This is a genomic window from Pantoea sp. C8B4 (genome assembly GCF_051336905.1).
GTDB classification, from domain to species: Bacteria; Pseudomonadota; Gammaproteobacteria; order Enterobacterales; family Enterobacteriaceae; genus Pantoea; species Pantoea rwandensis_B.
Genome location: NZ_JBGMNK010000002.1, coordinates 305,505 through 318,376, shown reverse-complemented (window position 1 = coordinate 318,376; position 12,872 = coordinate 305,505). Strand labels below are relative to the sequence as shown.

Below are 12,872 nucleotides of genomic sequence, written 5' to 3'. Positions count from 1 at the left end.
CTGCGGCTTAGCCTCCCATCGAGCGGCTGCTGCCAGTGCTGCTGCGATTGGTGCTGGTGGCATTGCTGCGCTGCATGGTGTTTTGTTTCGCAACGCTCTCACCGAAGCCACCACGCGTGATGGTGGAGGTGGTCGCTGGCTTAGGTGCCATGGCGGTTTTCGGCACGTTCATGCTGCGGCCTGAGGTCGCGGCACCATAGTTTTTGCCTGAAGCATCGACAAACTGACCGTTAGCCGGGCTGTTCGGGGTTTTCGGTGAGAACAACGGTTGCTGCGCAAAGCCCGCGCCGCCGCCCATCATGCGACCCATCATGTAACCGGCCATCAACGGCATCCAGAAGCTACCGCTCTGCTGCGCTTCGGCATTGTTAGTGGTGCCGACACCGGCCTGAGCAGGTGTTTGCTGGCACTGATTCTCACCGAACTCTGCGACGCAATCTTCGCGCGTGGCGTATTTCGGTGCGGTGCGTTCGGCTTCTTTCTTCGCATTGTTATATGCAGTGGTACATTGCGCGCTCTGGCTAGGGTTAGCTTTCGCACAATCATCCGCGTTTTGGTACAGCGATACTGTCTCATCGCTCTGTTCGCAGCCAGCCAGCATAAACACTGCGGTCACCGCGAGTGCAACTGGCGTTAAATGGCGTGCCTGCCAGCTTTTACGAAAAGCGGCATGACGAATATGTTTAGTCCGTTTCATTATTTTCATCCTGTGCCCAAAGGTGGGGCTTAGGATAGGTGATGAGTGGTGGAAAATGAAGCGAGAAGCCGGATGGCTGGGGGATCTTTACGTTGTTATACGTTTGAATGCGAAAGGGGCCGCAAGCGGCCCCTTAAGGGATTAATTACCGAAAGGATTTCCGCTGCTGTGCGTGGCAGCCGGGCGTGCTTTCGCGGCGGCTGAAGGTGCCGAAGTTTTCGGACCATTATCAACACGTGAAGCCTGCTGGCTGTTTTCCGGTGCCACCACTTCTGGTGCGGTGGTGATTTCCTTGCCCAGCGTGCTGTTCAGTTGCTGCAGGTCCTGCTCATTCAAGGTACCCAGCGCATATTTGATGTTCAGCTGGTTAATCAGGTAGCTGTAACGCGCATCAGAAAGCTGCTGCTTAGAGTTGAACAGGGTCGTGGTCGCATCCAGCACATCAACGATGGTACGGGTACCCACCTGATAACCGGCTTCCATCGCATCCAATGAACTCTGAGCAGACACAACGGCCTGTTTGTAAGCATCGATGCTACTGATAGAGGCGTTAACGTTGTTGAACGAAGAACGCACGGTCTGGATTGCACTACGATGTGCGCCTTCCAGCTGCTCGCTGGCGGCAACAAAGTTGTACTGCGCCTGTTTCACCTGCGAGGTCACCGAACCACCGCTGTACAGCGGCATTGAGAAGCTCAGGCCAACCTGGTTGGAACCCGTGATGGCGTCGGTAGTGCCAGAACTCTGATTAGCACGGCTACCGCCATATTTGCTGTTAGAGAGACCCGTCGATGCAGTCAGACCCAGCGTTGGCATATGGCCAGACTCAGCCGATCGAATTTGCTCACGAGCTAAATCCTGGTTCAGACGCGCAGAAAGCAGGTTGAGGTTGCGGCTTTCAGCCTGCTTCAGCAAGGAAGCAACGGCATCCGGGCGTGCGGTTTTGAAACGATCGATATTCAGTGAAGCCAGTGCCAGATAATCCATACCGGTGATCTGACGCAGCGATTCCACCGCATTATCGAGGTTATTACGCGCGGTCACTTCATTGGCCAGCACGCTGTCGTACTGCGCACGGGCGTTCTGCACGTCAGTGATCGCCACCAGACCCACGTTGAAGCGCTGGGTGGTTTGATCCAATTCGCGGTAGATCGACTGTTTCTGCGCTTCCGTGTAAGAAAGGGTATCAATCGCCTTCAACACGTTGAAATACGCGGTTGCGGTGTTCAGAATCAGATCCTGTTGTGCGACCTGATAGGTGACATCCTGAATCCCGGCGGTTTTTTCCTGCAGCGACAGCGCACGCCATTTCGACATATCGAAAATGGTTTGTGTTAATTGCAGAGAAGCGCTGGTCGTGTTGGAATGAAGACCGCTGCTGTCACGGTAACCATTATTATAGGTATAATCTGCGCCCAGACCGAGCTGTGGCAATAAAGGGCTACGCGCTTCGTTAATTTTCTCAAAGGCTGCATCACGGTCAGCGGCAGAAGCACGCAGATCCGGGTTGCTAAGGCGCGCCTGCTGGTAAACCTGCAACAGGTTCTCTGCCTGGCTGGCAAGGCTAAATCCGCCCAGGCTCAACCCAATAAAAAGTGGGAGCAGTTTTTTCATTTGCATTCCTTTTGTTGCAGCAAATTGCACTGGTAGTGCTGCAGGTAAGCCAAAAAATAATCGCCGATTCTACAGAGGCGGCGTCAGAGATAAGTTGGCTGAACGTGCCTTCTTCCCCTAATTTACGTAAATAATTCAGAAAGAACCACTCGGACGGAGCACAAGGGTTGGCTTTTCTTCGCTCCATCCCAATCTGCATAAGGAACCAGATGATGGCGGGTGAAAAAAAATCCCCTGTGACTTTCACAAAAAACGATGTAGAAATTATTGCACGCGATACACGCTACGATGGTTTTTTTTCCATTGTCCGCTACCGTTTCCGCCATCGCCGCTTTAATGGCGAGATGAGCGGTGAGGTGGTACGCGAAGTTTTTGAGCGCGGACACGCCGCCGTGCTGCTACCCTATGATCCCTTACGCGACGAAGTGGTGCTAATCGAACAGATTCGCATCCCGGCTTATGATTCCAGCCCAACGCCCTGGCTGCTGGAAATGGTGGCCGGTATCATTGAACCCGGTGAAACGCCGGAAGATGTGGCGCGACGTGAAGCAGTAGAAGAAGCAGGCCTCAAGGTCGGGCGTGTGAAACCGATAGTGAATTACTTAGCCAGCCCAGGCGGAACGTCTGAACGTTTGTCGGTGCTGGTGGGCGAAGTGGATGCCAGCCTGGCAGAGGGAAATCACGGGCTGGAGGAAGAGAATGAGGATATTCTTGTCCATGTGGTGAGCCGCGAACAGGCTTATCGCTGGGTGGAAGAGGGGATTATTGATAACGCGGCATCTGTCATCGCCCTGCAATGGCTGGCGTTGCACCATGAAAAACTACGACAAGAGTGGAAGCTAAAATGAAACAGCGCTATACCCCTGACTTTCCCGAAATGATGCGATTGTGCGAAACCAATTTCGCCCAACTGCGTCGCCTGCTGCCGCGTGATGACGAGGCAGGCGCGTCGGTGATCTATCAGGTGAGCGGCGCCCGTTATCAGCTGACTATTCAAGAGTCGACGCGTTATACCACACTGGTGGAGATTCGCCAGGTGGCCCCGGCAGTGAGTTACTGGAGCCTGCCATCCATGTCCGTTCGGCTGTACCATGATGCGATGGTCGCTGAAGTGTGTTCCACTCAGCAGATCTATCGTTTCAAAGCGCGCTATGATTACCCTAATAAAAAACTGCATCAGCGCGATGAAAAACATCAGATTAACCAGTTTCTTGCAGATTGGTTGCGCTATTGTCTGGCGCACGGTGCTGTAGCAGTGCCGGTCTGCTGATAGCATACAACTATGGCGTGGAGAGAAAGGAAACGCTTTGGATAGCCTGCTTACTCTTCCTGCGGCAAATGGGGCCGATATCAGGATTTTACAAATCACGGACACCCATCTTTTTGCAGGAAAACATCAATCGCTGCTTGGGGTAAATACCTGGTCGAGTTTTGATGCGGTGCTGGACGCCATCATGGCACAACAGCGCGATTATGATTTGATTATCGCCACCGGCGATCTCGCCCAGGATCACACCGTCGAAGCTTATCAACACTTTGTAGCGGGCATTTCACGCCTGCCAAAGCCGTGTGTCTGGCTGCCGGGGAATCACGATTTTCAGCCCGCGATGGTGAATACACTTGCCGATGCCGGAATCGCTTCCGATAAACATGTGCTGCTGGGTGAACACTGGCAACTGGTGCTGCTGGATAGCCAGGTCTTTGGTGTGCCGCATGGCATGTTGAGCGAATACCAACTCGAGTGGCTCGACAAGGCGCTGCGCCAGCATCCTGAGCGCCATACGCTAGTGCTGCTGCACCATCATCCGCTCGCTTCCGGCTGTACCTGGCTGGATCAGCATAGCCTGCGCAATCCCCATCAATTAGAAGCGGTGCTGCAACACTTCCCGCGTGCGCGTAATCTGGTGTGTGGCCACATTCATCAGGAATTAGATCTCGACTGGCATGGTCGTCGCGTGCTGGCTTCTCCTTCGACCTGCGTGCAGTTCAAACCGCATTGCACCAACTTCGCCATCGATGACGTGGCACCGGGTTGGCGCTGGTTAACCCTTAAAGCCGACGGCGTACTGGAAACCGAAGTGAATCGTTTGCAAAGCGATCTGTTCCGCCCCGATTTAGATTCCGAGGGCTACTAAGCGATGGCGGCGCTGATCTATCTGCACGGATTCAACAGCTCTCCGCAATCGGCCAAAGCCACACAACTGCAGCAGTGGGTAGCGCAACAGCATCCGCACATCAACGTGCTGGTGCCCCAGCTGCCCACGTTTCCCGCCGAAGCCGCCAGCATGCTGGAAGAGCTGGTGATGCAGTACGCCGGTGAGCCACTTGGCCTGGTGGGATCGTCGCTCGGGGGCTACTTCGCTACCTGGCTGTCGCAATGCTTTATGCTGCCTGCGGTGGTGGTCAATCCTGCGGTGAGGCCGTTTGAGCTGCTGGTGGATTATCTCGGCGAGAACCGTAATCCCTACACCGGCCAGCAATATGTGTTAGAGTCACGCCACATTTACGATCTGAAAGTCATGCAGATTGACCCTCTCGAAGCGCCCGATTTACTTTGGCTGCTGCAACAGACCGGCGATGAAGTGCTCGATTACCGCCAGGCGCTGGAATACTACAGCGCATGCCGCCAAACGGTCGAAGAGGGTGGCAATCATGCTTATATCGGATTCGAACGCCATTTTGCGCAGATCATTGATTTTCTGGGATTAAATGCTCCCTGATTGCTGCGAGATGGACCCCTATTCCTATTGCTAATCAGACAGTTACGATGAGCCAATCAAGTTATAATGCCGATGCCATTGAGGTCTTAACCGGCCTTGAACCGGTGCGTCGTCGTCCGGGGATGTACACCGATACCACGCGCCCAAACCATCTGGGCCAGGAAGTGATCGATAACAGTGTCGATGAGGCGCTGGCGGGTCACGCCAAACGCGTGGAAGTGATCCTGCATGCCGATCAGTCACTGGAAGTTATCGATGACGGTCGCGGCATGCCGGTGGATATTCACCCGGAAGAGGGTGTGCCAGCGGTTGAGCTGATTCTTTGCCGTCTGCATGCGGGCGGTAAATTCTCCAACAAAAACTACCAGTTCTCCGGCGGCCTGCATGGCGTGGGGATTTCGGTGGTCAACGCCCTGTCAAAACGTGTTGAAGTCACCGTGCGCCGTAATGGCGAGATCTACGATATTGCCTTCGAAAATGGCGATAAAGTGCAGGATCTGACGGTGACCGGCACGGTCGGCAAACGTAACACTGGCACGCGCGTGCATTTCTGGCCGGATGAGAGTTTCTTCGATAGCCCACGCTTCTCGGTGTCGCGCCTGACGCATGTGTTGAAAGCCAAAGCCGTGCTGTGTCCGGGTGTGGAGATCGTGTTTAAAGACAAGGTCAATGATACCGAGCAGACATGGCTCTATCATGGCGGCCTCTCTGATTACCTAGCAGAAGCAGTCAACGGCCTCCCCACCTTGCCGGAAAAACCCTTTGTCGGCAGCTTCGCGGGTGATGTGGAAGCGGTGGATTGGGCGCTGCTGTGGCTGCCTGAGGGTGGCGAGCTGTTGATGGAAAGCTACGTCAACCTGATCCCCACCATGCAAGGCGGTACGCACGTTAACGGCTTACGTCAGGGCTTGCTGGATGCGATGCGTGAATTCTGTGAATTCCGCAATATCCTGCCACGTGGCGTAAAACTGTCTGCGGAAGATATCTGGGATCGCTGCGCCTACGTGCTGTCGGTCAAAATGCAGGATCCACAGTTCGCCGGTCAAACCAAAGAGCGTCTCTCTTCGCGTCAGTGCGCGGCATTTGTCTCGGCTATCGTTAAAGATGCTTTCAGCTTGTGGCTAAACCAGAACGTGCAAGCCGCCGAAATGCTGGCCGAACTGGCGATTTCCAGTGCTCAGCGTCGTATGCGCGCGGCCAAGAAAGTGGTGCGTAAAAAGCTCACCAGCGGACCGGCACTGCCGGGCAAACTGGCAGACTGTAGCGCACAGGATCTGAATCGCACCGAACTCTTCCTGGTGGAAGGGGACTCCGCAGGCGGATCGGCCAAACAGGCGCGCGATCGTGAATATCAGGCGATCATGCCGCTGAAGGGTAAGATCCTCAATACCTGGGAAGTGTCGTCAGACGAAGTGCTGGCATCGCAGGAAGTGCACGATATTTCAGTGGCGATCGGTATCGATCCTGACAGTGAAGATCTGAGCCAGCTGCGTTACGGCAAGATCTGTATCCTTGCGGATGCGGACTCCGATGGCTTACACATCGCCACCTTGTTGTGTGCGCTGTTTGTGAAACACTTCCGCTCGCTGGTGCAACATGGCCATGTTTATGTCGCCATGCCACCGCTGTATCGCATCGATCTCGGCAAAGAAGTCTTTTACGCGTTAGATGAAGACGAGAAAGAGGGCGTGCTGGAGCAGTTGAAGCGTAAGAAGGGCAAACCGAACGTGCAGCGCTTCAAAGGTCTGGGTGAGATGAATCCGCTGCAGCTGCGTGAAACCACGCTCGACCCTAACACCCGTCGTCTGGTGCAGCTGACGGTCAGCGATGATGATGTTGAGCAGACGCTGCGCGTGATGGACATGCTGCTCGCGAAAAAACGTTCTGAAGACCGCCGTAACTGGCTACAGGAAAAAGGCGACCTCGCCGACCTGGAAGCTTGATGACCTAAGTTGATCATGGGCTCAGTTTTTTGAGCCCATAATTTCCCTCCTGACCCTCGCTAAAAAAGTTTCTCTCCGTAAGGAATAAAGTGCTCTGCCGATGCTCTTATGCATCAGAACACTCACCATCAGATGAAAGCCGCCCTATGTCCAGGAACGACATTGAACATCAATTAAGGGAACTGATCCCCCGGTTGCGCCGCTTTGCTTACTGGCTGACGCGAGATGTGCACGAGGCCGATGATTTGGTGCAATCTACGCTAGAGCGAGCGTTGACTAAGTGGTCGATGCGACGCGAAGAGGCATCGTTAAAAAGCTGGTTGTTCACCATCCTTTACCGACATTTTCTGGCGGAAAAACGGCGTAAGGCACGTTATTGGGGGCTGCTGAATAAATTTAGATATGAAGAACCTGAATATTGGCCATCAGCAGAAGATGAGGCGGCAACACAAGGCATGCTGGCTGCCTTTAACCACCTTTCACAAGATCAGCGAGGCTTACTGCTTCTTATCGTTATTGAAGGGTTCAGCTATCAGGAGGCGGCCGCCATGTTAAATGTGCCGATTGGTACGGTGATGTCTCGTCTGTCACGGGCACGAAAAGCCATGCATCATCTTTGTCAGGGTGACGTCCCTCAAGTGACGTTGAGAGTAATGAAATGAGAATTCCGCCGAACGAACACGACTTGCAGGCATATGTGGATAATCAACTCAACGATCATGAACGTGCCATCGTTGAGCGTTATCTTGCCCAGCAACCGCAGATTGCCAGACAAGTTCAGGCATGGCAGAGGGAGGCGCGTTGCCTGCGTACTGCCCTCTCTGAATTTCAGCTGCCGATGTTACCTGAGAGGCTTGATCCCACTTCTATCCGGGTTCGCCACACCCAGCGATTACGTTTACGTCTTAAACTGGCAGCCTGCTTTGTGCTCTGCGTTGGACTAAGTTCCGCCGGGGGGTGGCAAATGCATGACTGGCGAAATCAAAACGCTGCGCCAATGGGCGATGCGATAGAAGCCTATAAACTGATGGTTGTCGATGGAAGTATTGGTGCTGATGTTGTTCAGCATCAGCCAGATACACTGAATGCATGGTTGAATCAGCACGTCGGATCAGGCGCACACTTACCTGATTTGCGAACGGCCGGATTCAGTCCGGTGAGCGGACGTTTATTTGCCACTGAACAAGGTGCAGCAGCCATGGTGCTGTACCAGGATGCTTCAGGACACACCATCAGCTTCTATCTGCGCCAGCCTGATTCACGTCAAAAATTGCTGGAAAGTGGGCAGCGTACTGAGAGAGGACTTCAGGCGAGATATGGGTCTTGTCGCGGTTTGAATTATGCGATGGTTGGCACGGTGCAAAACCTAAGCAATCCTAAATTGGAAAAAATAATGAATACGCTGACTTGATTGCTTTTTAAATTAAAATGAAATGTCAGGGAATAATTCATTTTTTGAAGCATCTTATCATCAACATCATCCATGAAGGTTGATGATCTACAGGAGTAAAATGAGATGCGAATTATCCGCTATTCAACAACGGCAATGGTATTGGCCGGGGTTATGTCTTTTTATTGTCCAACCACGGTTTATGCGAAGAGTGATAGCAAACATCAGATGGGAATTATGACTTTTGATGGAGCGATAAAAAATAACACCCTGGCCATGCATCCGAATGAAAAAATGGCAGTGGTCGCCAGCAGTGAAAAGCCAGAAATTGTCATTTATGATTTAGCTAACGGCAAAGTTAAGAGCATTTTAAAAAATTATCTGACGCCACGTAATATCGTCTTTGCACCGGATGGAAAAAGTTTTTATATCTCAGACAGCAGCAAAGGTCTTGTTGAACGTATTGATAGTGAGTCTCTTAAGACCATCAAGCAATACGCTATTGGACCCGGAGCATTTGGTACGGCACTGAGCAATGATGGTCAAGCGTTGTATGTGAACAATCAATCAAACGACACGGTAACAGTGATGAATACTGACACTGGTGTTGCGCAGGCGGTGATCAAAGGGTTTGCCCAGCCGAGGCAAGGCGTGCGTCTTAGCCCTGATGGACATCGTTTGTATGTGACCAATTTCCTTGGGGATAAGATCACGATAGTGGATACCGCTGAAAATAAAATTATTGGAGAGATTAACGGCTTCAATAATATTCGTGCTATCTCAGTCACGGCTGATGGTAAAACACTTTTTGCTGCTAATAGCGGTAGCGACACGGTAGCCGTCGTTGATATTGAAAGTCAAAAGGTCACTGCGGACATCCCCGTGGGTAAACAACCCTACGGCGCGGCATTGTCTCCCGATGGAAAATATATTTACAGCGGAAATCTCGCAGATAACAGTGTCTCAGTTATCGATGCTGAGAAACAGAGCGTTATTACGACTATTGCAGGTTTTAATCATCCTCGTCAGGCATTAGTTTTCACGCGGGATAATAAATATGCCTATGTATTGAACCAGGATTTAAGTCTCTCAAAGATAGATCGTGTCACACAACACATTGTAGATACCCTCACGTTGTAAATGATAAATAATAAAACCAAGGAGCTAGATATGTTGAGAATGAAATCATTACTGATGTCCTCTGTGTTATTCGTTTTGTCAACGGGGCAAAGTTTTGCGGCTGATGCAGATAATGCGCGTGCACATTTTCAGGCGATTGCGGCGGGTAACACTGCTGAGATAATGACGCATTATGCAGCAAATGCGCATCTTGAATGGGTTGGAGGACCGTTGGATGGGGCCTATAACTCCAGCGATGCCATTCAGCAGGTATGGAGTAAATTCAGTGCTGCCTAGGGAAATTTGCAATACACCGTGAACAATCTCACGGAAGCGAGCAATCCTAAAGGCAGCACGGTTTCAGCGCAGGTGCACTTTAACGGTAAAAATGCGTTGAACGTGAGCTACGTCTTGACCTATCGCGCCGGAAAAATTGTTTCCGAAATCTGGCAGGCCACGCCTAATCCCGCAAAATAGAGGCGATTAGTGCTGTCCCGCAGTGTGTGGCGGGGCAGCTATGTCGATTATGTTATCCTGCCGCCTAAAACCGTACCGTTGTGCCAGTCGGTGCAATGCGAAAGGATGGAATGCGTGAAAATCACACTGGAAGAACTGCGCGCCTGGGTGGCGGTGGTGGATACTGGCTCAATCACGGCGGCGGCCGAGCAACTCGATCAAACCAGTTCTGGTATCAGCCGGGCGCTGAGTCGGCTGGAAAGCAAATTACAAACCACCCTGATGCACCGCACCACGCGGCGTCTCGCCCTCACTGAGGAAGGGTTAATCTTCCTCGATCATGCGCGCCAGATCCTCTCGTCGGTAGAACTGGCGGAAGAGCAGATTGCCCAGCGCCGCGATATTCCCTCCGGCAGATTGCGCATCAATGCCAACGCACCCTTTATGCTGCATGTGATTATGCCGCTGGTGGCCGAGTTCCGACAGCGCTACCCGCTGATACAGCTGGAGTTGAACACCGACGACATCATGATCGATTTGCTGGAGCAGCAGACCGATATCGCGATTCGCGTCGGGGAGTTGCGTGATTCTACGCTGCGTGCCCGCGTGCTGGGCAGCAGCGCGACGCGCTTAGTGGCGAGCCCGGCTTATCTGCAACAGCATGGCGAGCCTGAAACGGTTGAGGCGTTGTCAGCCCATCAGCTTTTGGGATTCAGCCAGCTGGATGCGCATAACGTCTGGCCAGTGTGGCAGCGTGAAGGTGAGTTCTTACAAATTAAGCCGACCCTGTCGGCCTCCAGCGGAGAAACCTTACGTCAACTGGCGCTGGCAGGGCAGGGTATTGCACGCTTGTCTGATTTTGTCAGCCGTAAAGATCGCGAGCGGGGCGATTTAGTGCAGGTGCTGGAGCAGGAAACGCGCGAATGGCGTCTGCCGATTCACGCCGTGTATTACCGCAACCAGTCTCTTACCTCGCGCATTACCTGTTTTCTCGATTTTCTGCGCGAGAAGATAGAGCAAGATCGCCTGTTATAAAAAAGCCCCTGCATAGGCAGAGGCTTGGGCGATTAACGCGCTGGCTCTAACACCAGGATTTTCACGTCCACCACATCATCTTTGATCGTGGCGCGATGCGCGTCCATGTGCGGCATCTGCTGATGCTGCTCAAGATGGCGCAGTGATTCCCACTGCTCCAGCATAAAGATCGAATCCGGTGAATTCTGCTTCCACGGCACCTGCGCCTGATGGTCAACCAGCGCGTCGTATTGGTGGCAACCCTCCTCTTCCAGCACGGTAGGGATCAGTGTCTTGATGGCATCCAGCACCACATGACGGCGGCCTGGCTTGACGCAAATTTCTGCAACGACGGTTAACATAGCGCTTCCTCTTTTCCCGGTGTGCTTACAGTTAAGCAAAAATCTGGCTGAGATGAGTCCGATAACGTTCGATATCGCGCGGCACGTCCGGCATCTTGATCACATCGTTACAGATAAAGGTCGGTAAACCTTCCATACCGAGGAACTGGTTGGCTTTGTGGAAGTGCAGATAGAGACCGTCCACGCCCACGCCTTCAAAGAACTGCTCAGGATCGGTAAACGCCTCCAGCGGCGCATTCCACGTCAGCGACAGCATGTATTTTTTGCCCTGAATCAAACCGCCAGAACCGTACTTTTTGCCCGCGTCGCTGCGCGTACGGCCATCGCTGGCATACAGTGAGCCATGACCTTCAGTGAACACGTCATCAATGTATTTTTTCACCGTCCACGGCTCGCCCATCCACCAGCCAGGCATTTGATAGATCACCACATCGCTGTCGAGATATTTCTGCACTTCCTCTGCCACGTTGTAGTCGCTGTCGGCAAGGGTGACCACCACGTTATGGCCCAGATCGCGCAATTGGCTGGCCGCCACCTCAGTGAGGGTATGGTTCAGTTCGCCTTTCGAGTGGGCAAAGGTTTTTCCGCCGTCGATGATTAAAATATTGCTCATGGATGATTCGCTCTGTTTCCCGTTGATGGCGCACACTCTACGCGCGCAGGCGGAACAAAAAAATGCGTGATTGATCACAAGACTTTTGCTAATAAAGCAACAATGCGCAGGGCTATGCAACAATCCGCGCGCAAACCGACATCAACATAAAAAAGAAGAAATCATGAAAACCGCGATACTGAGTGCATTACTTCTGGTGAGTGGCGCTGCGTCGGCGCAATCCCACCTCGACGAAATTCGTAGCAGTAAAACCCTGAAAGTCTGTACCACGGGCGACTACAAGCCTTACAGCTATCTGCGCAGCGATGGGCAGTATGAAGGGCTGGATATCAGCATGGCGCAGTCACTGGCGGCAAGTCTGGGCGCCAAAGTGCAGTGGGTGCCAACGACCTGGAAAACCATGAGTGACGATTTCGTGGCGAAGCAGTGTGATATCGCGCTGGGTGGCGTGTCCGTGACCTTAAAACGTCAGCAGATTGCCTGGTTTGCCGAGCCGCTGGGTGTGGATGGCAAGATCCCGCTGGTGCGCTGTGATGATAAAGACAAATACCAAACCGTCGCGCAGATCAACAAGCCGAGCGTGCGGGTGATTGAACCGGCTGGTGGTACCAATGAGGCCTTTGTGCACAGCCACTTGCCGCAGTCGACGCTGCAACTGGCCGATAACGTCGGTATTTTCCAGCAGCTGGTGGATAAGAAAGCCGATGTGATGATCACCGATGCGTCCGAAGCATTGTTCCAGATGAAGCACTACCCGACGCTGTGCGCCATCAATCCGGATAAGCCGATGCAGTATGGTGAAAAAGCCTACATGATTCCGCGTGATGATATGAGCTGGAAACTGTATGTCGATCAGTGGCTGCATCTCAGCACCGCCACCGGCGAATATGCGCAGATCGCCTCGCAGTGGCTGGGTGTGATTAAGTAAGATCTTCCAGACGGAA

The 12,872-nt window shown here is 52.8% G+C and carries 16 protein-coding genes; 12 read left to right on the top strand and 4 right to left on the bottom strand.

Annotated elements, in window-relative coordinates; all coding sequences use genetic code 11:
* Positions 1-7: 7 nt before the first annotated feature.
* The gene (locus ACCW76_RS04250; protein ID WP_038644673.1) at positions 8-697 is read right to left on the bottom strand and encodes a DUF1190 family protein; all 690 of its coding nucleotides are present in this window, start codon (positions 695-697) and stop codon (positions 8-10) included.
* 141 nt (positions 698-838) lie between these two features.
* Positions 839-2,311, bottom strand: a complete 1,473-nt coding sequence (gene tolC / locus ACCW76_RS04245; protein ID WP_436337846.1) for an outer membrane channel protein TolC — start codon at positions 2,309-2,311, stop codon at positions 839-841.
* A 212-nt stretch (positions 2,312-2,523) separates the two neighbouring features.
* On the opposite strand from tolC, the gene nudF reads away from it, so the two are divergent.
* From nudF to ACCW76_RS04190, 11 genes are all read left to right on the top strand, one after another.
* On the top strand, positions 2,524-3,159 hold the full coding sequence (nudF, locus tag ACCW76_RS04240; RefSeq protein WP_034828380.1) for an ADP-ribose diphosphatase: 636 nt from the start codon (positions 2,524-2,526) through the stop codon (positions 3,157-3,159).
* Positions 3,156-3,581, top strand: coding sequence for a DUF1249 family protein (locus tag ACCW76_RS04235; protein ID WP_034828381.1), 426 nt, complete (start codon positions 3,156-3,158; stop codon positions 3,579-3,581). The genes nudF and ACCW76_RS04235 overlap by 4 nt, the downstream gene beginning before the upstream one ends.
* Before the next feature lie 37 nt (positions 3,582-3,618).
* On the top strand, positions 3,619-4,446 hold the full coding sequence (cpdA, locus tag ACCW76_RS04230) for a 3',5'-cyclic-AMP phosphodiesterase (protein WP_038644678.1): 828 nt from the start codon (positions 3,619-3,621) through the stop codon (positions 4,444-4,446).
* Between the two features lie 3 nt (positions 4,447-4,449).
* Positions 4,450-5,031 (top strand): esterase YqiA, encoded by a 582-nt coding sequence (yqiA, locus tag ACCW76_RS04225; protein WP_045831821.1) that lies wholly within the window; start codon positions 4,450-4,452, stop codon positions 5,029-5,031.
* Between the two features lie 47 nt (positions 5,032-5,078).
* Positions 5,079-6,974: a DNA topoisomerase IV subunit B gene (parE, locus tag ACCW76_RS04220; protein WP_436337845.1), complete on the top strand. Its 1,896-nt coding sequence runs from the start codon at positions 5,079-5,081 to the stop codon at positions 6,972-6,974.
* 146 nt (positions 6,975-7,120) lie between these two features.
* Positions 7,121-7,636, top strand: coding sequence for an RNA polymerase sigma factor (locus tag ACCW76_RS04215; RefSeq protein WP_436337844.1), 516 nt, complete (start codon positions 7,121-7,123; stop codon positions 7,634-7,636).
* Positions 7,633-8,385 carry an anti-sigma factor family protein gene (locus ACCW76_RS04210; RefSeq protein WP_436337843.1) on the top strand — a complete coding sequence of 251 codons (753 nt, stop codon included), beginning with the start codon at positions 7,633-7,635 and terminating at the stop codon, positions 8,383-8,385. The genes ACCW76_RS04215 and ACCW76_RS04210 overlap by 4 nt, the downstream gene beginning before the upstream one ends.
* A gap of 105 nt (positions 8,386-8,490) precedes the next feature.
* Positions 8,491-9,504, top strand: coding sequence for a YncE family protein (locus ACCW76_RS04205; RefSeq protein WP_436337842.1), 1,014 nt, complete (start codon positions 8,491-8,493; stop codon positions 9,502-9,504).
* A 30-nt stretch (positions 9,505-9,534) separates the two neighbouring features.
* A complete protein-coding gene (locus ACCW76_RS04200) occupies positions 9,535-9,780 on the top strand; it encodes a hypothetical protein (RefSeq protein ID WP_436337841.1) in 246 nt (81 codons plus the stop codon).
* Between the two features lie 18 nt (positions 9,781-9,798).
* Complete coding sequence (locus ACCW76_RS04195; RefSeq protein ID WP_436337840.1) at positions 9,799-9,960, top strand: hypothetical protein; 162 nt, start codon at positions 9,799-9,801, stop codon at positions 9,958-9,960.
* Positions 9,961-10,074: 114 nt separating this feature from the next.
* Positions 10,075-10,974 carry a LysR substrate-binding domain-containing protein gene (locus tag ACCW76_RS04190; protein ID WP_436337839.1) on the top strand — a complete coding sequence of 300 codons (900 nt, stop codon included), beginning with the start codon at positions 10,075-10,077 and terminating at the stop codon, positions 10,972-10,974.
* A 32-nt stretch (positions 10,975-11,006) separates the two neighbouring features.
* Here ACCW76_RS04190 and ACCW76_RS04185 read toward each other — a convergent pair whose 3' ends face one another.
* Both ACCW76_RS04185 and ACCW76_RS04180 read right to left on the bottom strand, forming a co-directional pair.
* Positions 11,007-11,315 carry a putative quinol monooxygenase gene (locus tag ACCW76_RS04185; protein WP_436337838.1) on the bottom strand — a complete coding sequence of 103 codons (309 nt, stop codon included), beginning with the start codon at positions 11,313-11,315 and terminating at the stop codon, positions 11,007-11,009.
* A 31-nt stretch (positions 11,316-11,346) separates the two neighbouring features.
* Entirely contained in the window at positions 11,347-11,928 is a 582-nt protein-coding gene (locus ACCW76_RS04180) for an NAD(P)H-dependent oxidoreductase (protein WP_038644688.1), read from the bottom strand.
* Between the two features lie 163 nt (positions 11,929-12,091).
* Here ACCW76_RS04180 and ACCW76_RS04175 point away from each other — a divergent pair, with 163 nt between their 5' ends.
* Entirely contained in the window at positions 12,092-12,856 is a 765-nt protein-coding gene (locus tag ACCW76_RS04175; protein ID WP_045831819.1) for a transporter substrate-binding domain-containing protein, read from the top strand.
* Positions 12,857-12,872 lie beyond the last annotated feature (16 nt).

Excerpts from the sequence above, each read along its gene's own strand:
- ACCW76_RS04250 (WP_038644673.1), bottom strand. The coding sequence starts at position 697 with ATGAAACGGACTAAACATATTCGTCATGCCGCTTTTCGTAAAAGCTGG.
- tolC (WP_436337846.1), bottom strand. The coding sequence starts at position 2,311 with ATGAAAAAACTGCTCCCACTTTTTATTGGGTTGAGCCTGGGCGGATTT.
- nudF (WP_034828380.1), top strand. The coding sequence starts at position 2,524 with ATGGCGGGTGAAAAAAAATCCCCTGTGACTTTCACAAAAAACGATGTA.
- ACCW76_RS04235 (WP_034828381.1), top strand. The coding sequence starts at position 3,156 with ATGAAACAGCGCTATACCCCTGACTTTCCCGAAATGATGCGATTGTGC.
- yqiA (WP_045831821.1), top strand. The coding sequence starts at position 4,450 with ATGGCGGCGCTGATCTATCTGCACGGATTCAACAGCTCTCCGCAATCG.
- parE (WP_436337845.1), top strand. The coding sequence starts at position 5,079 with ATGAGCCAATCAAGTTATAATGCCGATGCCATTGAGGTCTTAACCGGC.
- ACCW76_RS04215 (WP_436337844.1), top strand. The coding sequence starts at position 7,121 with ATGTCCAGGAACGACATTGAACATCAATTAAGGGAACTGATCCCCCGG.
- ACCW76_RS04210 (WP_436337843.1), top strand. The coding sequence starts at position 7,633 with ATGAGAATTCCGCCGAACGAACACGACTTGCAGGCATATGTGGATAAT.
- ACCW76_RS04205 (WP_436337842.1), top strand. The coding sequence starts at position 8,491 with ATGCGAATTATCCGCTATTCAACAACGGCAATGGTATTGGCCGGGGTT.
- ACCW76_RS04200 (WP_436337841.1), top strand. The coding sequence starts at position 9,535 with ATGTTGAGAATGAAATCATTACTGATGTCCTCTGTGTTATTCGTTTTG.
- ACCW76_RS04185 (WP_436337838.1), bottom strand. The coding sequence starts at position 11,315 with ATGTTAACCGTCGTTGCAGAAATTTGCGTCAAGCCAGGCCGCCGTCAT.
- ACCW76_RS04180 (WP_038644688.1), bottom strand. The coding sequence starts at position 11,928 with ATGAGCAATATTTTAATCATCGACGGCGGAAAAACCTTTGCCCACTCG.
- ACCW76_RS04175 (WP_045831819.1), top strand. The coding sequence starts at position 12,092 with ATGAAAACCGCGATACTGAGTGCATTACTTCTGGTGAGTGGCGCTGCG.